The sequence below is a fragment of the Streptomyces sp. NPDC021115 genome, assembly GCF_044333065.1.
GTDB lineage: Bacteria > Actinomycetota > Actinomycetes > Streptomycetales > Streptomycetaceae > Streptomyces.
The window spans coordinates 791,334-812,705 of sequence record NZ_JBIRQF010000002.1 but is presented as its reverse complement, the minus strand read 5'-3'; the positions used below and the strand labels follow the sequence as shown (position 1 = coordinate 812,705).

Annotated in this window: 19 protein-coding genes and 1 pseudogene; 9 read left to right on the top strand and 11 right to left on the bottom strand. The window is 70.4% G+C overall.

Annotated features, from left to right (window positions below):
* The first annotated feature begins 87 nt into the window (after positions 1 to 87).
* On the top strand, positions 88 to 519 hold the full coding sequence (locus tag ACH4TL_RS09305) for a hypothetical protein (RefSeq protein ID WP_398309527.1): 432 nt from the start codon (positions 88 to 90) through the stop codon (positions 517 to 519).
* A gap of 94 nt (positions 520 to 613) precedes the next feature.
* Here ACH4TL_RS09305 and ACH4TL_RS09300 read toward each other — a convergent pair whose 3' ends face one another.
* On the bottom strand, positions 614 to 1,786 hold the full coding sequence (locus tag ACH4TL_RS09300; RefSeq protein WP_398309530.1) for an acyl-CoA dehydrogenase family protein: 1,173 nt from the start codon (positions 1,784 to 1,786) through the stop codon (positions 614 to 616).
* Between the two features lie 349 nt (positions 1,787 to 2,135).
* On the opposite strand from ACH4TL_RS09300, the gene ACH4TL_RS09295 reads away from it, so the two are divergent.
* The 4 genes from ACH4TL_RS09295 (at position 2,136) to adh (ending at position 6,724) form a co-directional block, all read left to right on the top strand.
* Positions 2,136 to 3,389 (top strand): glycoside hydrolase family 18 protein, encoded by a 1,254-nt coding sequence (locus tag ACH4TL_RS09295; protein ID WP_398309533.1) that lies wholly within the window; start codon positions 2,136 to 2,138, stop codon positions 3,387 to 3,389.
* A 200-nt stretch (positions 3,390 to 3,589) separates the two neighbouring features.
* Entirely contained in the window at positions 3,590 to 3,748 is a 159-nt protein-coding gene (locus ACH4TL_RS09290) for a hypothetical protein (RefSeq protein ID WP_398309536.1), read from the top strand.
* A 43-nt stretch (positions 3,749 to 3,791) separates the two neighbouring features.
* Positions 3,792 to 5,132: a GAF domain-containing protein gene (locus ACH4TL_RS09285; RefSeq protein WP_398309539.1), complete on the top strand. Its 1,341-nt coding sequence runs from the start codon at positions 3,792 to 3,794 to the stop codon at positions 5,130 to 5,132.
* Between the two features lie 68 nt (positions 5,133 to 5,200).
* Positions 5,201 to 6,724, top strand: coding sequence for an aldehyde dehydrogenase (adh, locus tag ACH4TL_RS09280; RefSeq protein ID WP_398309543.1), 1,524 nt, complete (start codon positions 5,201 to 5,203; stop codon positions 6,722 to 6,724).
* A gap of 232 nt (positions 6,725 to 6,956) precedes the next feature.
* On the opposite strand, the gene ACH4TL_RS09275 is transcribed toward adh, so the two are convergent.
* Together ACH4TL_RS09275 and ACH4TL_RS09270 are read right to left on the bottom strand one after the other, a co-directional pair.
* Positions 6,957 to 7,427, bottom strand: coding sequence for a VOC family protein (locus tag ACH4TL_RS09275; RefSeq protein WP_398309546.1), 471 nt, complete (start codon positions 7,425 to 7,427; stop codon positions 6,957 to 6,959).
* A 93-nt stretch (positions 7,428 to 7,520) separates the two neighbouring features.
* Positions 7,521 to 8,576 carry an alpha/beta fold hydrolase gene (locus ACH4TL_RS09270; protein ID WP_398309549.1) on the bottom strand — a complete coding sequence of 352 codons (1,056 nt, stop codon included), beginning with the start codon at positions 8,574 to 8,576 and terminating at the stop codon, positions 7,521 to 7,523.
* A gap of 225 nt (positions 8,577 to 8,801) precedes the next feature.
* Here ACH4TL_RS09270 and ACH4TL_RS09265 point away from each other — a divergent pair.
* Together ACH4TL_RS09265 and ACH4TL_RS09260 are read left to right on the top strand one after the other, a co-directional pair.
* Positions 8,802 to 8,900: pseudogene (locus ACH4TL_RS09265) on the top strand (NADP oxidoreductase); the annotation flags it as partial.
* Between the two features lie 283 nt (positions 8,901 to 9,183).
* Positions 9,184 to 9,810, top strand: a complete 627-nt coding sequence (locus ACH4TL_RS09260) for an isochorismatase family protein (RefSeq protein ID WP_398309552.1) — start codon at positions 9,184 to 9,186, stop codon at positions 9,808 to 9,810.
* A gap of 703 nt (positions 9,811 to 10,513) precedes the next feature.
* On the opposite strand, the gene ACH4TL_RS09255 is transcribed toward ACH4TL_RS09260, so the two are convergent.
* From ACH4TL_RS09255 to ACH4TL_RS09245, 3 genes are all read right to left on the bottom strand, one after another.
* A complete protein-coding gene (locus ACH4TL_RS09255; protein ID WP_398309554.1) occupies positions 10,514 to 11,173 on the bottom strand; it encodes an NADPH-dependent FMN reductase in 660 nt (219 codons plus the stop codon).
* A 271-nt stretch (positions 11,174 to 11,444) separates the two neighbouring features.
* Positions 11,445 to 12,050: a dihydrofolate reductase family protein gene (locus ACH4TL_RS09250; RefSeq protein ID WP_398309557.1), complete on the bottom strand. Its 606-nt coding sequence runs from the start codon at positions 12,048 to 12,050 to the stop codon at positions 11,445 to 11,447.
* 173 nt (positions 12,051 to 12,223) lie between these two features.
* Positions 12,224 to 14,644, bottom strand: coding sequence for an FHA domain-containing protein (locus ACH4TL_RS09245; RefSeq protein WP_398309560.1), 2,421 nt, complete (start codon positions 14,642 to 14,644; stop codon positions 12,224 to 12,226).
* A 238-nt stretch (positions 14,645 to 14,882) separates the two neighbouring features.
* Between ACH4TL_RS09245 and ACH4TL_RS09240 the strand changes: the two genes are divergently transcribed.
* Entirely contained in the window at positions 14,883 to 15,494 is a 612-nt protein-coding gene (locus tag ACH4TL_RS09240; protein WP_398309563.1) for a DUF4232 domain-containing protein, read from the top strand.
* Between the two features lie 70 nt (positions 15,495 to 15,564).
* Here the strand turns inward: ACH4TL_RS09240 and ACH4TL_RS09235 are convergent, their stop codons facing one another.
* Positions 15,565 to 15,801 carry a DUF3311 domain-containing protein gene (locus ACH4TL_RS09235; protein WP_398309566.1) on the bottom strand — a complete coding sequence of 79 codons (237 nt, stop codon included), beginning with the start codon at positions 15,799 to 15,801 and terminating at the stop codon, positions 15,565 to 15,567.
* A 102-nt stretch (positions 15,802 to 15,903) separates the two neighbouring features.
* Between ACH4TL_RS09235 and ACH4TL_RS09230 the strand changes: the two genes are divergently transcribed.
* Positions 15,904 to 17,400, top strand: coding sequence for a sodium:solute symporter (locus tag ACH4TL_RS09230; RefSeq protein ID WP_398309569.1), 1,497 nt, complete (start codon positions 15,904 to 15,906; stop codon positions 17,398 to 17,400).
* A 7-nt stretch (positions 17,401 to 17,407) separates the two neighbouring features.
* On the opposite strand, the gene ACH4TL_RS09225 is transcribed toward ACH4TL_RS09230, so the two are convergent.
* The 4 genes from ACH4TL_RS09225 to ACH4TL_RS09210 form a co-directional block, all read right to left on the bottom strand.
* On the bottom strand, positions 17,408 to 18,661 hold the full coding sequence (locus tag ACH4TL_RS09225; protein WP_398309572.1) for an MFS transporter: 1,254 nt from the start codon (positions 18,659 to 18,661) through the stop codon (positions 17,408 to 17,410).
* 12 nt (positions 18,662 to 18,673) lie between these two features.
* Entirely contained in the window at positions 18,674 to 19,915 is a 1,242-nt protein-coding gene (locus tag ACH4TL_RS09220) for a GNAT family N-acetyltransferase (RefSeq protein WP_398309575.1), read from the bottom strand.
* A 38-nt stretch (positions 19,916 to 19,953) separates the two neighbouring features.
* Positions 19,954 to 20,646: an aspartyl/asparaginyl beta-hydroxylase domain-containing protein gene (locus ACH4TL_RS09215; protein WP_398309578.1), complete on the bottom strand. Its 693-nt coding sequence runs from the start codon at positions 20,644 to 20,646 to the stop codon at positions 19,954 to 19,956.
* Between the two features lie 64 nt (positions 20,647 to 20,710).
* Positions 20,711 to 21,364, bottom strand: coding sequence for a class I SAM-dependent methyltransferase (locus ACH4TL_RS09210; protein ID WP_398309581.1), 654 nt, complete (start codon positions 21,362 to 21,364; stop codon positions 20,711 to 20,713).
* Positions 21,365 to 21,372: the final 8 nt, after the last annotated feature.

The window sequence follows — 21,372 nt, the reverse complement described above, 5'->3', positions numbered from 1 at the left end:
GCATCTGCACGGGGCATGTGACGAACACCACATCTCCTGGTGAGTGTCCTATGAGATGCGGCGATTACCTATGCGGCGGCAAGGGAAATGCTTGCTGTGGTCGAGGCCGACGCGCCTGGCCAGCCCACCCGAGGGGGAAATCTCATGCCCTACGTTGAGCGCCTCGACGAAGGCGACGTCGACACCTACGAGACGTACGAAATGTTCCGGGTCACCTGCCCGGACTGCGCGCAGCCCATCGCCCTGCTCGCGGACGAGGACGTTCTCCCGGAGCACGCGCTGTGCCCGTCTCCGTGGAACCCGTTCGGCCTGACCGTGTGCGCCGGCACCGGGCGCGGGGTGATGGACGCCGCCGCCGCGGACGCCTCGCTCGACGCGCACGAGCAGGACGCGGCGCTGCTGCTGACGCTGCCGGAGGGCCTGGACTGGCGGAAGCAGCCGTTCTCGCACATCGGCGGCCCCGGCTCGCGCCCGATCAGGACGCCGATGACGCCGCGCCGCGCCGTGTCCCCCGCGTAAGCCCCGCAGGACACACGCACGCACACGGAGGGGGCCCGGCAACGCCGCGCCCCCTGACCGCTCCGTACGGGACGTCCGTACGGCGATACGCCGCCTACCGGCTCTCCGGACCCGCGACATGGCGCGCGATGACCACCCGCTGGATCTGGTTGGTGCCCTCCACGATCTGGAGGACCTTGGCCTCTCGCATATAGCGCTCGACCGGGAAGTCCGCCGTGTAGCCGTACCCGCCGAACAGCTGTACCGCGTCGGTGGTGACGCGCATCGCGGTGTCGGTGCAGAACAGCTTGGCCATGGCCGCCTGCTTGGAGAACGGCCGCCCCGCGTCCCGCAGCCGGGCCGCGGCCAGGTAGAGGGCGCGCCCGGCCTCGATCTGGGTGGCCATGTCGGCCAGCATGAAGCGCAGCCCCTGGAAGTCGGCGATCGGATGGCCGAACTGCTGACGCTGCGCGGTGTACGCCAGCGCCTCGTCCAGGGCCGCCTGCGCGAGGCCGACCGCGCAGGCCGCGATGCCGAGGCGGCCCGCGTCGAGGGCGGACAGCGCTATCGCGAAGCCCTGGCCCTCCTCGCCGATCCGGCGGCTGTCGGGAACGCGGACCCGGTCGAGGTGGATCTGCGCGGTGGGCGACCCGTTCATGCCCATCTTGCGCTCGGGCGCGGCGGCGGAGAGCCCGGGGGCGTCGCCGGGCACCAGGAACGCGCTGATGCCGCGGGTGCGCTCGGGGCCGGTGCGGGCCAGGACGGTGTAGAAGTCGGCGATGCCGCCGTGGGTGATCCACGCCTTGCCGCCCTCCAGCGTCCAGCCGTCGCCCTCCCGGGTGGCCCGGGTGGTGAGGGCGGCGGCGTCGGACCCCGAGGAGGGCTCGGAGAGGCAGTACGCCCCGAGCAGCCCGCCGCCGAGCATCGCCGGCAGGTGCTCGGCCAGCTGCTCCTTGCCGCCGAAGGTGGCGAGCCCGTGGCAGGACAGCGTGTGGACGCTGACGCCGAGGCCGACGGTGAGGCGGGCCGCGGCCAGCTCCTCCAGGACCTGGAGGTAGACCTCGTACGGCTGGTCGCCGCCGCCGAACTCCTCGGGGTACACCAGCCCCAGCAGCCCCGACTCGGACAGCAGGGCGAACAGTTCGCGGGGGAAGTGCCCGGCGGCCTCCTCCTCGGCGGCGCGGGGGCGGATCTCCCGCTCGGTCAGCTCGCGGACGAGCGAGATCAGGTCGCGGGCTTCCTCGGTGGGCAGTTCGCGTTCCACCGGCTGCGGGCCGTGGTCGGTCATGGCGGCGCTCTCCTCTCCCTGTAGGGCGCGGCGGCGGCGTACGCGCCCGGTGGGGCGGCGCCGCCCGGATACTGCCTTGTCGCCGGTCGTCCCGTCGGGTCGCGAGCGGGGTGATGACCTGCACCGTGGCGGTTGGAGTATGCCCGATCCGGGGGCCCGCGTCACCGGTGTATGGATCTTCAACGAAGTTCGCCCGTCCGGGTGTTGCACGGACGGGATTGGCCCAGACCATTGACCCCACTGGTCTAGTCCTTCTACCGTTCTCCCACCCTGCCCTGCGCGTGCATGTCAAGATCGGGTCAGGTCGTCGGGCACTTCACCTCCCCTCACCCCCCACCGAGGAGAACCCATGCTCAGACCACGCGGACTGCGGGCCTCACTCGCGGCCCTCTCGACGGCGGTGCTGACCGCCACCCTCCTGGCGGGCGCGGCGACGGCCAGCCCCGCCGCCCCGGCGGCGGAATCCCCCACCACCAACGCCAAGACATCCCAGGCGGCCGGCAGCAAGGTCGTCGGCTACTTCACCGAATGGGGCATCTACCAGCGGAACTACCACGTGAAGAACGTGGAGACCTCCGGTTCCGCCGCCAAGCTCACCCACATCAACTACGCCTTCGGCAACGTCACCGGCGGAAAGTGCGCGATAGGTGACGCGTACGCCGACTACGACAAGGCGTACGACGCGGCGGGCAGCGTCGACGGCAAGGCCGACACCTGGGACGCGGGCGCCCTGCGCGGCAACTTCAACCAGCTGCGCAAGCTCAAGAAGCTCCACCCGAACCTCAAGGTCCTGTGGTCCTTCGGCGGCTGGACCTGGTCCTCCGGGTTCGGCGAGGCGGCCAAGAACCCCGCGGCGTTCGCCGAGTCCTGCTACAACCTGGTCGAGGACCCGCGCTGGGCGGACGTCTTCGACGGCATCGACATCGACTGGGAGTACCCCAACGCCTGCGGCAACACCTGCGACACCAGCGGCCGCGCCGCGTTCAAGAACGTGATGGCCGCGATGCGCGCCAAGTTCGGCCAGAACAACCTGGTCACCGCCGCGATCACGGCCGACGCCTCCTCCGGCGGCAAGATGGACGCCGCCGACTACGCGGGCGCCGCGCAATACGTCGACTGGTACAACCCGATGACGTACGACTTCTTCGGCGCCTGGGCCGCGCAGGGCCCGACGGCCCCGCACTCCCCGCTCACCTCCTACAGCGGTCTGCCCCAGCAGGGCTTCTACACCGACGCCACGATCCAGAAGCTCAAGGGGCTCGGCGTCCCGGCCTCGAAGCTGCTGCTGGGCCTCGGCTTCTACGGACGCGGCTGGACCGGCGTCAGCCAGGACGCCCCCGGCGGCACCGCGACCGGCGCCGCGCCGGGCACGTACGAGGCGGGCATCGAGGACTACAAGGTGCTCAAGAGCAAGTGCCCGGCCAACGGCACGGTCGCCGGGACGGCCTACGCGCACTGCGGCAACCAGTGGTGGAGCTACGACACCCCCGCCACCATCGCCGGGAAGATGACCTACAAGCAGCAGCAGGGCCTCGGCGGCACCTTCTTCTGGGAGCTGAGCGGCGACACCACCAACGGAGAGCTGATCAAGTCCATCAGCTGACGCCGGACAGCGCCGAAGGAGCCGGGAGCCATGCGCTCCCGGCTCCTTCGTACGCACCCGCTCCGGTGAACCGATCCGGCGCCGGAGCCGTATCGCAACGCGGCTTGTTCTGACTATTGCGGGGCATCCGCCTCACAAGGAAATCTGAGCGCTGGGGTGGCCCTGACCGGCCCGTTGCGCATGAACCAAAGGATCGATCAATGAGTTCCGAGCAGTGCCCGAGCTGTGGCGGCCAACTCGCCGTCAACCAGGACGGGTGGAAGATCTGCCACTCCTGCGGCTACGCCTCACCGCCCGGCTTCGCCCCCGCCCCAGCGCCCGGCACCTGCGTCGTCCCCACCGCCGCCCCTCCCACCTGACCCTCCGTCCCACCCGACCCTCCGTACCGTTGAGCGAGGCCCCGTGGTCAATCCCTGGCTGGCGATGGCATCCGGCACCGATCCGGTGGAGCGCACCCGCGCGGTGCGCCGCGCGCACGAGGCGTTCCTGACGGAGGGGGCCCTGGGGCCGGCCGTCCGCCCGGTGGTGGCGGACTCCTGGCGGCGCTCGGCCGACGCCCGGGTGGCGCAGGAGTGCGCGGCACCGATCGATCTGGCCGACGACGCTCTGGAGGCGTACCGGGCCGACCATCCGCTGGCCGGGCTGATGCCCCTGTTCCGCGAGCTGCTGGGGACCATCGCGCACGACGGCGCCCACCTCCTCGCGGTCTGCGACGACCTCGGCCGCATGCTGTGGGTGGAGGGGCACACCGGAATGCGCCACCGGGCCGAACGGATGAACTTCGTGGCCGGGGCGCGCTGGGACGAGCGCCACGCGGGCACCAACGCCCCCGGCACCGCGCTCACCCTCGACCACGCGGTGCAGATTTTCGCCACCGAGCACTTCAACCGCAGCGTGCAGCCGTGGACCTGCGCCGCGGCCCCCATCCACGACCCGCACTCCGGTCGGCTGCTGGGCGCGGTGGACCTCACCGGCGGCGACCATCTGGCCGCCCCGCACAGCCTCGCCCTGGTCCAGGCGACCGCCCGCGCCGCCGAGGCGCAGCTGGCCGCCCTGGCGCCCCCGGCGCACGGCCCGCGCGTCACGCTGACGGCGCTGGGCCGCGACGAGGCGGTGCTGGTCACCGAGGGGCGGCGGCTGCGGCTCGGGCGCCGGCACAGCGAGATCATGGTGCTGCTCGCTGGCCATCCGGAGGGCCTGAGCGGCGAGCGGCTGGCGCTGGAGCTGTACGGGCCGCGGGCCGACCACCGGTCGCCGGTGACGCTGCGCGCCGAGATGTCCCGGCTGCGGCGGCTGGTGGGCCCGCTGCTGGGCTCGCGCCCGTACCGGCTGTGTGCGCCGGTGCGCACCGATGTGAGCGTGGCGGCCGAGGAGTTGGCGGCCGGTGAGGTGGCCACGGCGCTGCGCGCCTATCCGGGGCCGCTGCTGCCGCTGTCGGAGGCGCCCGGGGTGTGCCGGATGCGGCTGACGCTGGAGGACGGGCTGCGGCGGGCCGTGCTGTCCAGCGCCGACCCGGAACTGCTGCGGCGCTGGGCGCAGTCCCCGTGGGGCGAGGACGACCTGGAGGTGGCGGAGGCGCTGCTCGCCTCCGAGCCGCCGCACTCCCCCGGCCGGGCGGCCCCGGCGGCGCGGGTGCGGCGGCTGCGCGAGGTGTACGGGCTGGCGGAGGGCGCTCACCGGGACGAGAGTCACGGGGACGGGGATCACGGGGACGCAACGTTGCCGCAACGTTGCCGCGTCTAACCTCCCCCTCATCTCCGCCCGTCCCGTGTCGGGCGGAGCCCGCAGGTACGACAGGGAGGGCCGCCCCCATGACGCGTTACGCAAACCCCGGCTCCGAGGGATCGGTTGTCAGCTTCCGGCCGCGCTACGACCACTGGATCGGCGGGGAGTACGTACCGCCCGCCACGGGCCGGTACTTCGAGAACCCGACCCCGGTCAACGGGCAGCCGTTCACCGAGATCGCCCGGGGCACCGCCGAGGACGTCGAACGGGCCCTGGACGCCGCGCACGCGGCCGCGCCCGCCTGGGGCCGTACCGCGCCCGCCGAGCGCGCCGCGGTGCTGCTGAAGATCGCCGACCGCATGGAGCAGCACCTCGAGGAGCTGGCGGTCGCGGAGAGCTGGGAGAACGGCAAGCCGGTACGGGAGACGCTGGCCGCCGACATCCCGCTGGCCATCGACCACTTCCGCTACTTCGCGGGGGCGATCCGGGCCCAGGAGGGCAGTCTCTCCGAGATCGACGACGACACGGTCGCCTACCACTTCCACGAGCCGCTGGGCGTGGTCGCCCAGATCATCCCGTGGAACTTCCCCATCCTGATGGCCGCCTGGAAGCTCGCCCCGGCACTGGCCGCGGGCAACGCGGTGGTCCTCAAGCCCGCCGAGCAGACGCCCGCCTCGCTCCACGTCTGGATGAACCGGGTGGCCGACCTGCTGCCGCCGGGCGTCGTCAACATCGTCAACGGCTTCGGCGTGGAGGCCGGAAAGCCGCTGGCCTCCAGCTCGCGCGTGTCCAAGGTCGCCTTCACCGGCGAGACCACGACCGGCCGTCTGATCATGCAGTACGCGAGCGAGAACCTGATCCCGGTGACGCTGGAGCTCGGCGGCAAGAGCCCGAACATCTTCTTCGACGACGTCTCGGCCGCCGACGACGACTTCCTCGACAAGGCTCTGGAGGGCTTCACGATGTTCGCCCTCAACCAGGGCGAGGTGTGCACGTGTCCGTCGCGCGCGCTGATCCAGGGCGGCCACTACCAGGACTTCATGGACGCGGCCGTGGCCCGTACGGAGAAGATCGTCCAGGGTCATCCGCTGGACACCGACACCATGATGGGCGCCCAGGCGTCCAACGACCAGCTGGAGAAGATCCTCTCCTACCTCGACATCGGCAAGCAGGAGGGCGCCCGCGTCCTCACCGGCGGCACCCGCGCCGAACTGGGCGGCGAGCTGGCGGGCGGCTACTACGTGCGGCCCACCATCTTCGAGGGCGGCAACCACATGCGCGTCTTCCAGGAGGAGATCTTCGGTCCGGTGGTGGCCGTGGCCCGCTTCGCGGACTTCTCGGACGCCATCGAGATCGCCAATGACACCCTGTACGGGCTGGGCGCGGGAGTCTGGACCCGGAACGGCACGGCCGCGTACCGGGCCGGACGCGCCATCCAGGCGGGCCGGGTGTGGACGAACTGCTACCACGCCTACCCGGCGCACGCCGCCTTCGGCGGCTACAAGCAGTCGGGGATCGGGCGCGAGACCCACAAGATGATGCTGGGCCACTACCAGCAGACGAAGAACCTCCTGGTGTCGTACTCCCCGAAGAAGCTCGGCTTCTTCTAGGCACCGCAATCAGGGCGCCTGACCAGGGCAGATGCCCGTCAGGCGCCCTGTCGGCGCGCGATCTGGGCCGCGCGCTCGCCTCCACGTGATGCCGTACGCCGCAGCGTCGATGTGGTTTCCCGCCGCGTTGCGGAACAGACGTCCGTCAGGCGCAACACCGAAGCACCGTATGTCCAGCAGCGGACGGGTGGCGCGACTCCGGCCGGGCGACCAGAGGCCCGCAGGCAGCCTGCTACACGTCGCTATCGGAGTACCTGTCGGGCGTGTCGGCGAACACCCCGTGGAGCATGCCTGTGGCCTGACCGACTTCGATGAGGTAACCGTCGGGGTCGCGCATGTAGCAGCGCAGCTCGGCCTTGCGGTCGAGGGGCTCGGTGAGGAACTCCGCGCCTTTCGCCACGGCATCGGCGTAAAAGGCACCGATGTCGGCGACCCGGACGTTCAGGAAACTGGACACTGTGCTGCCGTTCTCCGGCGGCGCAAGGGTCACGCCGGGCTTGTCAGGCGTGGGCCCGCCTCCAGGGTTCATGATGATCCAGCTGTTGGCCACCTTTACGATGGCTGGGTTCTCCTCCAGAACGACCTCGCCGCCGAAGATGATGGCGTAGAAGCGCCGCGACACGGCAACGTCGCGCACGGTCAGGAAGTGGGTGAGGATGAGCCCCTGCTCGGGAGCAGGAAGATCGCCGTGAGTCGTCGTCATCGCTGTGGCCTTTCAATGTGGGTGGAGAGCCGCCGCGTGCCGCGGCTCGGGCCGGAAAGGGGACGCCCTCTTGCTCCAGCGCGATCCCTCCCATCACCATCCGTCGACATCGACGACAGCTTGGGCGAAAGCATGAGGAGCTTCCTGCGGGACGTTGTGGCCGACCTTCAGGACACGGTGCGCATACCTGCCCGAGAACTTCTTGCGATAAGTTGCCCCGCCCCCGGGTGGTGTAAATGGGTCGTGCTCACCATCGATGGTGATCGTCGGCACCCCGATGACCGGACCTGCGGCAAGCCGCCTTTCTATGTCGTCATATCGCGGGTCTCCCTTGGCCAGGCCCAGCCGCCAGCGGTAATTATCGATCACGATACTGACATAATCGGGGTTGCCGAAAGCCGAAGCAGTGCGATCGAACGTGACCTGATCAAAATTCCATGTCGGAGAGTTGAATCTCCAGACAAGCCTGGCCAAATCGCGCCGGTATTTCCGTAGTCCGCGCTCGCCTCTGTCCGTGGCAAAGTAGTACTGGTACCACCACGCCCATTCTTCCTCGGGTGGCGACGGCAATTTGTTCGCCTCGGGGTTCGTGATCAGATAGCCGGTCACGGAGACCAGTGCCCTACAGCGCTCCGGCCAAAGCGCTGCGACGATGTCGGCCGTGCGGGATCCCCAATCGAATCCCGCAAGGATCGCCTTCTTGATCCTGAGAGCATCCATCAAGGCGATGACGTCGAGGGCGAACACCGACTGCTGGGCGTTCCGTGGCGTATGTTTCGAAAGAAAACTGGTTGTGCCATAGCCGCGCAGATAAGGGACGATCACCCGGTACCTCTTGGCGGCGAGCAGAGGCGCAACGTCGACATAGCTGTGAATGTCGTAGGGCCAGCCATGAAGAAGAATGACCGCACGGCCGTCGGCGGGGCCGGCTTCGGCATAACCTACGTTCAAGACGCCGGCCTTGACCTGCTTCAGCGAGCCGAAGGAACTACTCACCGGATTTTGGGCCAAGGTCCGTTCCGCGAGGTTGCCGCGGTCGGACTTCGCTCGCGTGCAATCGGTGATGCCGAACTGGGCTGCCGCAACGGCTGCGGCAGCAAGTCTTACAAAGCGACGGCGCGCGGGTCGGATTCCTTCGGGATCCCCCATGGCCAAACTCCTTGGTCAAGACGGGCTCGGCTCAGGAAGGCGGAAGAAGGACGGTGTTCCCTAGCTCAATCCAAACAATCGGCAGAAGGATTACGCAACAGCAGCAGCCCAGAGATTGAGCCGTCCGAGTGATTCACCCTGGCCCGTCACCTTTACCTCGGATCAAGATGCCCACCAGGCTCTGTCCTGGTCGGCAAGTCCCGGAAAACTCCACGTCAACCTGGCAAGATCCTCGTAGACATCTCCAACGCCACCGCCGACGGACCGGACGGACCGCCCGCCGACCTGCTCCACCCCGTCTCAAGCCTCGCGGAGCGCACGCAAGCCGGAGCGTCGCGGTGCAGTGGTCGCACGAATACCCACGACGGTGCTTCGAGGTCGCCGCGGCAGATTCGACAGCTCCGATCGGCAGCCCGGCATCGTGGACCTGGGCCCCCAAAGTGACGCAACCGGTTGACGACGCGCTTACGCGCCGCCGGGACACCGAGTGGCGGATCGTGGACGCATTACCACTCCGCTGTTCGCGCGCCGCCCCCGAGCCGTCATCGATATTGACTATCAAATGTGGTGACCAACGAAGTTGTGGCCAAACCCCAAGGAGCAGATGATGAGCGAGCGGAGCAGGTTCCTGGAGTCGATCACCCGTAAGAACGCCGCCGTGGTGCTGGTCGACCACCAGGTGGGTCTTCTGTCCGGCGTCCGGGACATCCCGGTCGGGGAGCTGAAGCACAACGTGGTGGCGCTGGCACGAGCGGCGACCGTGTTGGGCATCCCGCTGGTCGTCACCACCACCGCAGCTGACAGCATGTGGGGGCCCACCGCCCCCGAGCTGGTCGAGGCGCTGCCGGCCGGACAGGAGATCATCGACCGCAGCACTGTCAACGCCTGGCACGACGACCGGGTCCGCGAGGCCATCGAGGCCACCGGGCGGCAGAAGCTGATCTTCGCCGGGGTGTCGCTCGAGGTCTGCGCGGCACTTCCCGCGATCTCCGCAGCGGCCGCCGACTACGACGCGTACGTCGCCGTGGACGCCTCCGGCACCTTCAGTCAGGCCACGCGAGAGGCCGGACTGCTACGCATGCAGCAGGCGGGCATCGTCGTCAGCGACTACGCCACCCTCATGGTCGAGGCCCTCGCCGACAATGCCGCCCCCGAGTCCGGCAACGTCTACGCCGCCCTCGACATGCCGTTCGCCGTCCTGGTCGGCCAGATCTCCGCGGCCTACCAGGCCTAGCGGCCCACCGGGCGACCGCTCGCCGACCGCCGCGTCCTCAGCGCTTTTCCCGCGTCAGGGGTGCGGCGGCACGTGCGGCCGCAGCGGTCACGCCTGCGGCGGCAGCGGGCCGACGGCCGGTGAGTGGCCCCGCCGCCCACGGGGCGCGACGCCCCCTGAGCAGGCATGATGGACCTGGCACTCTGTCGGGTCGGCAGAACCTCCGGTCGGGCCGCCTACGGCGCGGGGGGCCGCACCTGCTCGGCGCTCTCCAGCGGGTCCACCATGTGGTGGACGCCGACGAAGCTCGGGAAGCCAGCTTCCGCACTCATGGCACACCTCGGGGCGGGTTGGCTCGGCACTCAGGAGCCGAGGTCGATCGCGACCAGCTTGCCCTTCTCGTCCAGCTTCCGCACCCGCTGAAGCTTGTTCACCTCCTTCAGCGGGCTCTACCGCCCAGGCGCCCCGGGGTCCGTCTTCAACCCGGTGAAGAACGGCCGACTGCCGCCGGGTGGCCTGGGCCCGGGCTATCGAGACCTTGGCCTCGCGGACCGCCCCTATCGTGGACTGCCAGGTCCACTACGCCAAGGAAGCGCACGCACGCCCATGGCGTAGAGGTTGCCCGGGGGCTTCGCGCTGGAGACGGTGCCGCCCAGCCCACGCCTTCCCCCGTCGAGGCCGTTCGTGGACGCCCACATAGGCAGTGGCACTGCCAGTCCTGGAATCAGTCCTCGGCCCGCTGGGTGAGAGGTGCGTCGGTGCGGTCGCCGGGGAACTCGTACCAGCGGCGCTGCAAGCAGACGAACTGCACGTCGGCCCGTACCAGCTGCATGAACCCGGAGATGATCTCGGCGAGCCGCTCCTGTGCTTCGGGGCGGGCGAGCCGACCGTCCTCGGTGAAGCCCTCGTGCGCGCGGGACAGGCTGAACATGTCGGGGTAGACCCGCGTTCCCAGGTGCTCCAGCGGGACCCGTAGCGCCCACAGGCCGCGGTTGCCACCGATCAGCGACGGAGAGGCCGACAGCAGCAGCGCGTGCCTGGTCTTGAACGGCTGCGGCCGTACCCGTGACACCCAGTCGATGGCATTCTTCAGCAGCCCCGGAACGGAGCCGTTGTACTCGGGGGACGAGATCACGAACGCATCGCAGCGCTTGATCCGCTCGCACAGGGCCAGGGCACCCGCGGGCAGCCCCTCGGCGGCCTCCACATCCCCGTCGTACAGCGGCATGTCGAAATCCCGCATGCTGGCCATGTCGACCTCGGCACCGGCCCCGGCGACCAGGCCCGACGCCAGCGAGGCCAACCGCGCGTTGGTGGACCCGACGCGGCGGGCCGCACCGAAAACAAGAACGCGAACGGGAGCCGGGCCAACGTCCGTGGTCATCTTCCGGCCCCTTCCAGCGGGCGGGCTTGTCCTCAGCAGACAGTTTTCCCGGCCCCCGGTCTGCCGCACGCGACGACACGCCTGCGGCTGGCGGCGTCACCCTCGAGGCGGTCCCAGGCCGGTGCATGGTGGTGTGGGTGGGCTCGCAGCAAGATCCGGCCCGTTTCTCGCACGAGGACGACCGCCTCGACCCGGCTCATCTCCACCGCACCGGTCAGGCCCCCTCAGTCGAGGTCACCTTGGCCAGACCCATGATCCGGCCGGACAGCTCCTAGTAGCTGTCGTAGCTGGGCCTACCGTTCGGCCGGTAGACGGCGACGATGGTGCCGCCCTTCGTCGCCGAGACGCTGACCGGCTTCAGCGCGGTGGGGATCGCTCCGTCGGCGAACAGCCGCTTGCCGGTGCCGATGATCACCGGATGGATGGTCAGCCGGTACTCGTCGACGAGGCCGTGCCGCATGAGGGTCTGGGCGAGGTCACCGCTGCCCACGACGTTGATGTTGCCGCCGTCGGACGCTTTCAGCTCGCGTACGGCATCGGCGATGTCGCCCTCCAGCAGCGTGGAGTTCTGCCACTCGACGGACGTCAGGGTCCGGGACGCCACATACTTGTGCATGCTGTTCATCCGATGGGTGAACGGGTTGTCGGGATCGGCGGTCGGCCAGTACGACGCGAAGATCTCGTACGTCTTGCGGCCGAGCAGCATCGCGTCGGAGGACTCGTACCAACCGGCGATGGCCGCGCCGACCTCGTCATCGGCCACCGGCTTCTGCCAGCCGCCGTGCTCGAAGCCGCTCTCAGCGTCCTCGTCCGGACCGCCCGGCGCCTGCATGACGCCGTCCAGCGTCAGGAACGTGCAAACGATGATCTTGCGCATGGTGCGCTCCCTTCGTCGACGGGTAGACCGCACAACCGCCGGAAACTCATCGGCGGAACTTCCGCGGCGCAGCACCAGGGCCGTCGTGTGGATCAGCCCGGCTGTGAAGTGCGGTACCTCTTGGCCGACCCGAGGGCGCCTGACGGGGCGAACGCCCGTCAGGCGCCCTGCCGTCAGTCCCGCATGACCTCCGGTTCGTGCCGGCGCAGCAGACGGGCCACCGCGAAGCCGCAGACCAGCCCGATCGCCAGGAGCACGCCGAGGTCGATGCCCCACTGGGTGACGGTGTGGGCCCACAACGGGTCGACGTCGTCGGGCTTGTCGAGATTCCACGGCGGCATGGTGTGCGCGAGGTCGAGCGTGGTCCCGGCGCCCGCGACCGCCCAGCGGGCGGGCATCAGCCAGCCGATCTGTTCGATGCCCGGGGAGTCGAACAGCTGGAAGAGGACCCCGGTGAAGACCACTTGGACGACGGCGAACATCACGAGCAGCGGCATGGTCTTCTCCGTGGTCCTCACCAGCGCGGAGATGACCAGACCGAACATCATGGTGGTGAGGCCCAGTGCGCTGATGACCACACAGACCTCGACGTCCGTGGGCATGAGCAGTCCCTGGGCGGGCAGTTGGCGGACGGAGAAGCCGATCGCGCAGATGACGACCCCCTGCATCGCGGTGATCAGACCGAGGACGATCACCTTCGACATCAGGTATGCGGACCGGGAGAGTCCCGTGGCTCTCTCCCGTTCGTAGATCACCCGTTCTTTGATCAGTTCACGTACGGAGTTGGCCGCGCCGGTGAAGCACATGCCGACGACCAGCACCAGCAGGATCGTTCCGGACTCCTGGTTGTAGCTGAAACGGCTGTCGGGCGGTGGCGGGGCGAGTCCGTATCGCGCCGGGATCAGACAGCTCACTCCGCCCAGCACGGCCGGGAGCAGCAGCATCAGCGCCATGAAGCCCTTGTCGGAGGCGATGACCGACACATAGCGGCACATCAGCGTCCACAACTGGCCGAGCCAGCCCTGTGATCGGGGCTTCAGCGCTCGCGCGCGCGGCTGCGCCGCGGGGGCGCCCGGCGCTGGCGGCGGTACGGCCGAGTCGATCTCCGCGACGCACCGGGCGTACTGCCGGGAGGCCAGCCAGCGCCCGCCCCAGTCGTCGTCGCGTTGGTTCTCGAAGGCGGAGAAGACATCGGCCCAGCTGTCGTGGGCGAAGAAGTCCAGGGCCTCGCCCGGGGGACCGAAGTACGCCACGGAGCCGCCGGGCGCCATGACCAGCACCCGGTCGCACAGGGCCAGTTCGGCGACCGAGTGCGTCACCACCAGCACGGTGCGGCCGTCGTCGGCGAGCTCCCGCAGCAGCTTCATGACGTCGCGGTCAAGGCCCGGGTCAAGACCTGAGGTGGGCTCGTCGAGGAAGAGCAGGGAGGGCTTGGTCAGCAGTTCCAGGGCGACGGACACCCGTTTGCGCTGACCGCCCGAGAGCGAGGAGACCTTCTTGCCCCGGTGGGCGTCGAGCCTGAGCTCCCCGAGCACCTCGTCGATACGGGCCTTGCGCTCGGCCGCCTTGGTGTCACCGGGGAAGCGGAGCCTGGCCGCGTACTTCAGAGCGACGTCGACCGTCAGCTCCTTGTGCAGGATGTCGTCCTGCGGGACGAGGCCGATGCGGTGGCGCAACTCGGCGAACTGGGCGTAGAGATCGCGCTGGTCGTAGAAGACCTGACCGCGGTCCGCGGGCCGGTAGCCGGTGAGTGCGCGCAGCAGGGTGGACTTGCCCGAGCCGGACGGCCCGATCACCGCGACCAGCGACTTCTCGGGGATGCCGAAGGAGACGTCGTCCAGGATGGTCTTGCCGCGCCCCACGGTCACGGTCAGGTTGCGGGCGGTGAAGGAGACCTCACCGGTGTCGACGAACTCCTCCAGCCGGTCCCCGGCGAGCCGGAAGGTGGAGTGGCCGACACCGACGATGTCGTGCGGACCGATGATCCGGCGGCGGTCCACGGGCTGCCCGTTGACGAAGGTGCCGTTGTGACTGCCGAGGTCGACGATTTCGAAGCGGCCACCGGGCAGCGGCCGGAACTCCGCGTGGTGGCGGGAGACATGCGGGCCCTCCACCACGAGTTCGTTGTCCGGCGCGCGGCCGATCCGCAGCCGTTGCCCCAGGACGATCGGGTGGACGCCCGAGGGGTTCCGGTCGAAGGAGAGGGTCGCGGCGGCTCCACGGGGAGGGTCCGCGGGTGCTTCGAACCGCCGGGTGTCCCGGTCCTCGTCAGCGGGCGCGTGATCATCGCTCACCGCCGCCGGGGCTCCGGTGAAGTCCAGCCGGGTGCCGGTGGAGCCGTCCCCCAGCCGGACGATCGAACCGTGGGCGATCTCGATCCGCTGGACCCGGCTCCCCTCGGCGAACGTGCCGTTCGCGCTGCCGAGATCTTCGACGACCCACGTTCCGCCGTCGCAACGGATCACCAGGTGCCGCCGGGAGACCCGGCGGTCGACGCACGGGACGTCGGCCTCCAGGTCGCGCCCGATGGTGTAGCTCCGGGACGCGTCCAGGGTCCAGGTGCGTCCATTGGCATGCAGTACAAGTTCCGGCACGTGTGTCCCAAGTCGGTCGGCGCGTAGATCATGGCCGGTGTGGAAGAGGGCGTGGGACCTGTGGAGGTTGCGCGCTGGAGCTGTGCGTTGTGCCTGGCAGGGCGTGTAACAGGACGGTAATGGCGGATGGTTGTACGGAACGGGGTGCCGATCGGTCTGATCTTGGTGCTCGAAAACGCTCGCTCGTACCGACTCGTACGAGCGGCCGGCACCCCCAACCGATACTGAGGAAGAAACGATGCGCGTCCACAAGCTCACCTTCGCCGCTCTCGCCGTTGCCGCGGGCCTCTCACTCACGGCCTGTCAGAACGACGACGGCACGGGACAGAGCGACCCGTCATCCGCGTCCTCCGCGTCCGCCTCGGACGGCGGCTCGGCGCAGGGCGGCGGGAAGGAATCCGCCGGAACCGGCTCCGACGAGAACGGCAAGGCCGACCACTGCCGCACCGACGAGCTGGAGATCACGGCGATGGACAGCACCATCGACGGCGACCCCGACGGCACGGTCGCGGTGACACTGAAGAACGGCGGCGGCCGGGACTGCTCGCTGTCCGGGTACGCGGGTGTCGACCTGAAGACCGACTCGGGGTCGCTGTCCGCGAAGCGCACGGGTGAGAAGGCGACCCCGAGCGTCCTCAAGGACGGGAAGTCGGTGTCCTTCGGCGTCAACTACCCGCTCAACGACTCGGGCGGCTCCGGCATCCGCGTCACCGGGCTCGTGGTGACCCCGCCGGACGAGACGAAGTCGGTCACCCTCGACTGGCCGGGCGCCGCCACGCTGCCGGTCACGGACGGCTCCGGCTCCCCGGTGAAGGTCGGACCGATCGGGAGCGCCGGTCAGGGCGGCTGACCGCCACGTCCCCGGGTGCTCGGGCCGCACCGCGCCGCTGCCCGGGCACCCGCCCATGCCGGGCGCCGGGTCAGCGGTCCCGCGGGGGCCGGACGAGGAGGTGCGCGGCGAGCATGGCGACGGTGCAGCCGGGTACCCAGGCCAGCTGGTACCAGTAGAAGAACGGCACCCCGGCCAGCCGCGGCCGGTCCTGCGCGTACGAGGGGACCCACAGCAGCGCGACGACGGGGGCGAGCAGGCATACGGCGGCGGCGAGGCGCCGCCATGGCCGTCGCCGCCCGGGGAGTGCGGGCACCGGCTCCGTCACCGGGACCTCCTCATTCCTGTCGGTCTGTGCGAGAGTTGCCGTGGCCTGCGATTCGGTTGACAGGTTCGGTGGTTCGGCGTCCAAGGGGGAGGGCGGGGGACGATGAGTGATGCCCCGTTGGCCGCGGCGTTCCTCGTCGTCGTCGGTGGTGCCTCGCTACTGGCCCTGACGGCCCGTCGGCTGAATCCGAACGACGATCTCCCCTCGCTCGAACGCTGGGCGCTGGCCGACCGCAGCCTCGGTACCGGCTGGGCGTGGCTGCTGCTGGGCGGCACGGTGTTCACCGCGTACACCTTCACCGCGGTCCCCGGCATGGTCTACGGGCGCGGCGCCTCGGCCTTCTTCGCGCTGCCGTACACCGTCATCGTCTGCCCACTGGCGTTCGTGCTGCTGCCCCGGATGTGGGCGGTGGCGCGGGAGCACGGGTACGTCACCGTCGCCGACTTCGTCCGCGGCCGGTACGGTTCGGCGCCGCTGGCCCTGGTGGTCGCGCTGACCGGGATTCTGGCCGCCATGCCGTACCTGGCGCTCCAGCTGCTGGGCATCCGCGCGGTGCTGAGCGCCACGGGGCTCGCCTCCCGGGCCGGGTTGCGCGATCTGGTGATGGTCGCGGTCTTCGCCGGGCTGGCCGCCGCCACGTACCGGCACGGGCTGCGCGCGCCCGCCGTGATCTCGCTGCTCAAGTGTGTCGCGGTCTTCGGGTCGACGCTGGCGGTCTGCTGGCTGGTGCTGGTCCGCATGGGTGGTCCGGGCGCCGTCTTCGAGGCGGCCGCGGCCCGGCTCCCGGACTCCGCGGCGCGGTCCTCCCTCATCCTCTCCCCCGGCCAGCAGCCCGCGTATGTCACGCTCGCCGCCGGTTCGGCCCTCGCGCTGCTGATGTATCCGCACGTGCTGACCGCGGCGTTCGCCGCCTCCAGCGCGCCCGCCCTGCGCCGGGTCAGCATCGCGCTGCCGCTGTGGACCAGCGTCCTCGCGCTCTTCGGGATGCTGGGCATCGCGGCCCTCGCGGCGGGGGTGCACGTGCCCGAGCACAGCGCCGAGACGGCCGTACCGATGCTGGTCGACCGGCTGCTGCCGGGGTCGCTGGCCGGGCTGGTCCTCGGCGCCATCGCGATCGGGGCGATGGTCCCGGCCACCGTGATCTCGATCGCGGCGGCGACCTCCTTCGTGCGCAATGTGTACGTCGAGTACTTCCACCCCACCGCCACCCCCAAGCGGCAGGTGCGGATCGCGCGGATGGTCTCGCTCACCGCCAAGGCAGGGGCGGTGGTGTTCGTCTTCGGGCTGCGCCACCAGGACGCGATCAACCTCCAGCTCCTCGGCGGCGTCTGGATCCTCCAGGTCTTCCCCGCCGTCGCCATCGGCCTGTACACGACTCGGCTGCATCCGCGCGCGCTGCTGACCGGCTGGGCCGCCGGGATGCTGCTCGGTACGGTCCTGGTGATCCGGGAGGGCTTCTCCCCCGTCGTACCGCTGGGCCTGTTCGGCTGCTCGCTGGAGGTCTACGCCGGTCTCGCCGCCCTGCTGCTCAACCTCGCCGTCGCGGTGGCCGGCACCGCCGTGCTGAACCGTTTCGACCAGGTGCGCTCCAGCCGCTGACGGGCACTCAGGCGCTCTCCCTCGTACGGCGCGCTCCGAGGGCCCACACCATCGAGAGCGTTACCGTGGCGAGCGCCAGCAGCTCGACCCCGGCTCCGGTCAGCGCGAGCACCGTGACCGACCCGTGCTCCATGGCGAGGCCGCCCAGCGCGCCGCCGACCGCGAGGCCCAGATAGGACGACGAGCCGTTGAGGGAGAGGGCGACCGTCGGCTCGGGAATGTCCATGCTCGCTATCCGGTGGTTCTGCGCCGGGGGCAGCGCCCACGCCGCCGTGCTGATCACGCACAGCAGCAGCCCGAACAGGACGGCCGTGCCCCAGGAGTCGTCCGGGGCGAACGCGGCGACCGGCACCAGGGCGGCCAGTCCCGCGAGGAGGACGGCGACGGCCCCGTGGTACGCCCGTCCGCCGCCGTACGCGTCGGCTGCCCGGCCGCCGACGGCACTGCCGAGGAGCGCCGCGAGCCCCGACACCAGCAGGAACGCGCTGACCCCGGCCGCGCCCACCCCCGTGACCTCCATCGCCAGCGGCGCCACATAGACGACGACCGTGAACTCGCCCGCGCACGCGAGGACGTTGGACAGCAGGGCGACGAGCACCCCGGGGTGGGCCGCCGCGGTGAGCCGCTGCCGGATGGTGACCGCCGCCGGCGCGGGCACCCGGGGAATGGCCACGGTCAGCACGGCGGCCGCGAGCGCGGCGAGCATCGCCACCAGGACGAGCGTCGCCCGCCAGTCGCCGATGGCGCCGATCAGGGTCCCGAGCGGAACGCCCAGCGCGGTGGCCGCCGACATGCCGCCCGCCACGACGGCGAGGGCGCGGCCGCGCCACTCCCGCGGGGTGGCGCTCACCGTGACGATCATGGCGCACGGCAGATAGAGGCCCGCCCCGACGGCCGCCAGGACGCGCGACGCCATCAGGGTCGGGTAGTCGGGGGCCAGCGCGCCCAGCAGATTGGCGGCGATGAAGACCGTCAGCGCGGTCAGCAGCAGCCGCTTGCGGCCGAGCCGGCCGGTGACCGCGGCCAGGACCGGCGCCCCGATCGCGTACACCAGGGCGAAGACGCTGATCAGCTGGCCCGTCGTGGCCTGGGACACCTCGAGGTCGGTCGCGATCCGGTCGAGCAGACCGCTGATGATGAGGCTGTCCGTACCGATGCTGAACGCCCCGAGCGCGAGCGCCAGGAGCAGCACCCGGTTCGGTCCGCCCCGCGGGGCGGCCGTCTCCGTGGCCGTGTCGCCCGCGGTCTCTCCTGCCGTCATGCCAGCCCCACCTCAGCTCGTGTACCGCTTCAGGAACGCGGAGTTCCGTTCGTCCACCAGGCCGAGCAGATCCCCCAGCCGCGCCAGCGCGGTCGTGTCCGGCGTCCAGACCCACAGCTCGCGGGGCTCGATCACGGCGCCCCGGCGGGCCTTCGCCTCGAACCCCTCCAGCCCCAGCCGCACCGTCGTCGCGCCGCTCTCGATCGCGGTCCTGATCGGGTAGTAGAACGCGGCCCAGGGGTACGAAGCGCCACGGTCCTCGACCCCGTAGTCGCATCCCCAGGTCATGAAGACGACGCTCTCGCGGCCGTGCAGATGCAGGGCGCACGCGATGATCTCGCCGTCCTTGCGGACGGCCGGAATGCGCACGGCCTCCGGCAGCCGTCCCGCCAGTTCGATCCGCGCCCGGCGGATCGCCTCGGGGTCGGCCAGGCCACCGTGCTTGACGAGCGTGGCTGCCTCCAGTTCGGCGATCCGGTCCACGTTCGCGACCAGGTCGACCTCACCGGCCGACAGACCGGGGGCCTCCCGTAACCGCCTTTCCTCCAGGCGGTACAGGCGGCGCCTGCGGCTCGGCAGTCCGTCGAGGAACGCCTCGTAGTCGCCGCATCCGCCGGTCCTCATCTCGGACGCGCCGGTCATGGCGCCGCCGCGGAACCCGGCCTCGGTGAGCACCGCCCGCAGCGCGGTGTCCTGCGGCCTGACGAACGGCAGGGCGACCGCCCCGGCGCCGCGCGCGACCGCCTCGGTCTGCGCCGCCCCGACCAGCTTCCGGACCAGGTCCCCGGATTCGGCCGGGGCCGCCTCGGGATGGCACAGCACCTCGCTGCGGTCGAACTCCCTGACGACGAGGCAGGGCCCGACCCCCCGGGTCAGCACCTGCCACAGCGGCTCCGCACCGCCTGGCGCGTCCGGCTCTCCCGCCGCGGCGTGGACGAGTGAACGCTGCGCACGCCGAAGGGAGTCCGCCCGGTCCTTGCCCTCGTCCTCGCCTTCGCCGAGCCGAAGGACCGCCTCCGAGCCGAGGAACTTCCACGGATCGCTGGTCAGCCCGCTGCCCGGGACGGCGAGGACGCCCCGGAGGGCTCCCCGCAGCCCTCCCGCGGCCGACCGTGCCGTGATCAGCACGCTCTCCCCCGGCTCCAGGTACTCCCGGAACTGGAGGAAGCCGCGGCTGGAGTCGATGTCCGCCTCCCGGGTCAGCTCCTCCCATTCGGCGGACCCGACCTCGTCCACGCTGCGCAGAACGCTCATGTGCGGCACTGTGCCACCCTCTCAACTCCCGGACGCCACTAGATGTCGCCGCCCGACTGCTTGATGAACTGGGCGGACCACTTGCGCTTCGCCCGCAGGCTGAGCCGGTTGACCGCGTCGGGCACCAGGCCCATGGGACGGCGGATGTCGATGATCAGCATGACCCGGCGGCCGTCGCTCTCGTTGTAGACCTCGTGCTCGAAGGTGTCGTCGATGAGGATGCCCTCGCCCTCTTTCCACGTGTGGATCTCCCGGTCCACACGGAGCCGGGGAGGGTTGTTCTCCGGGACCGTCAGCGGCAGGTGGTACCGGAGAATACCGGCGTACGGGCCCTCATGGGCCTTGAGCGTCACACCGGGTTCGAGGATGGCGATGATCGCGTTGACGACGCGCGGGGTGCGCTCGGCGAAGTCCACGAACAGCGGGCAGTCCCGGTAGGCGTCCGAGTTGGTCTCGCCCAGCATGTACGCGTAGTACAGGCGCCAGTCGGTGGACACCTCCGCAGCCCGCAGCGGGTCGATGTCGCCGTACGGACGGACGTCCCGCGACTCGATCAGCTTGGTCACCTCGGCCTTGATCTGGTCGAACTGGTGGTCCAGCTTCCGCGACTCGGGGAAGAGGACGTGCGGCGACATGATCCGGAAGCGGGTGCGGCCGCCGCCGCGCTTCAGGAAGTAGCGGTTGAGCGCGTTGCGCACACCCGGCTGGTTGATGCTCAGGGAACCCTTCACGGCTGACTCTCCTACGATCGCTGTGCGGTGCGGTGGGGAACGGACGCGCGGATGTGCCCCGGGGTCATCGCGCGGCGGGACGGCAGGTGGCGTAGAGGAAGCCCGGGTGCACCTCGTCCACCCGGCACGTCCAGCCCAGGGCGGTCAGCCGCTCCTCCAGCTCGGCCGGACCGCGGAAGACCTTGACGATGCGGAAGCTGCGCCCGTCCTTCAGGCTCCGCCGGACGGCGACCGTCGGCTCCTGGTCGTCCTTCTGCTCCAGCCGCCGCTCGTGGTCGGTGACGTCCACGAACTCCACGACGCCGTCCGGCCGGACGGCCCGGCGCACGGCCGCCCAGAAGGCGTCGAACTTGTCGTCGGGCACATGGGCCAGCCAGTGGGCGAAGAACACGGCGTCCCACTGGCGATCGGGCGTCCAGTCGAACAGGTCCTGCTGCCGGAAGTCGACGTTCGGCAGCGCGTGCCGCCGGGCCTCCTCGATCATCTCGGCGGAGCCGTCCAGCGCGGTGACCCGCTCGGCGAGCCCGGAGAGATGGCGCGTCCAGTAGCCGGTGCCGCTCGCCAGCTCCAGCACCTCACCGCGGATGTTCTTCGCCCGCAGGCGCTCCAGCACGGGGTCCAGCGCGGGGTCCATGTACGGCACGAAGGTCGCGTCGTATTCCGTGGCCCGGGCCCGGTAGTAGTCGAGTTGGCTGTCGATCAGGGAATTGCCGGTCATCGTGTGGG

Coding starts and splice junctions, on each gene's coding strand:
- ACH4TL_RS09230 (WP_398309569.1), top strand. CDS start 15,904: ATGAGTGATGCCCCGTTGGCCGCGGCGTTCCTCGTCGTCGTCGGTGGT.
- ACH4TL_RS09295 (WP_398309533.1), top strand. CDS start 2,136: ATGCTCAGACCACGCGGACTGCGGGCCTCACTCGCGGCCCTCTCGACG.
- adh (WP_398309543.1), top strand. CDS start 5,201: ATGACGCGTTACGCAAACCCCGGCTCCGAGGGATCGGTTGTCAGCTTC.
- ACH4TL_RS09300 (WP_398309530.1), bottom strand. CDS start 1,786: ATGACCGACCACGGCCCGCAGCCGGTGGAACGCGAACTGCCCACCGAG.
- ACH4TL_RS09210 (WP_398309581.1), bottom strand. CDS start 21,364: ATGACCGGCAATTCCCTGATCGACAGCCAACTCGACTACTACCGGGCC.
- ACH4TL_RS09240 (WP_398309563.1), top strand. CDS start 14,883: ATGCGCGTCCACAAGCTCACCTTCGCCGCTCTCGCCGTTGCCGCGGGC.
- ACH4TL_RS09290 (WP_398309536.1), top strand. CDS start 3,590: ATGAGTTCCGAGCAGTGCCCGAGCTGTGGCGGCCAACTCGCCGTCAAC.
- ACH4TL_RS09255 (WP_398309554.1), bottom strand. CDS start 11,173: ATGACCACGGACGTTGGCCCGGCTCCCGTTCGCGTTCTTGTTTTCGGT.
- ACH4TL_RS09275 (WP_398309546.1), bottom strand. CDS start 7,427: ATGACGACGACTCACGGCGATCTTCCTGCTCCCGAGCAGGGGCTCATC.
- ACH4TL_RS09225 (WP_398309572.1), bottom strand. CDS start 18,661: ATGACGGCAGGAGAGACCGCGGGCGACACGGCCACGGAGACGGCCGCC.
- ACH4TL_RS09220 (WP_398309575.1), bottom strand. CDS start 19,915: ATGAGCGTTCTGCGCAGCGTGGACGAGGTCGGGTCCGCCGAATGGGAG.
- ACH4TL_RS09305 (WP_398309527.1), top strand. CDS start 88: ATGCTTGCTGTGGTCGAGGCCGACGCGCCTGGCCAGCCCACCCGAGGG.
- ACH4TL_RS09270 (WP_398309549.1), bottom strand. CDS start 8,576: ATGGGGGATCCCGAAGGAATCCGACCCGCGCGCCGTCGCTTTGTAAGA.
- ACH4TL_RS09260 (WP_398309552.1), top strand. CDS start 9,184: ATGAGCGAGCGGAGCAGGTTCCTGGAGTCGATCACCCGTAAGAACGCC.
- ACH4TL_RS09250 (WP_398309557.1), bottom strand. CDS start 12,050: ATGCGCAAGATCATCGTTTGCACGTTCCTGACGCTGGACGGCGTCATG.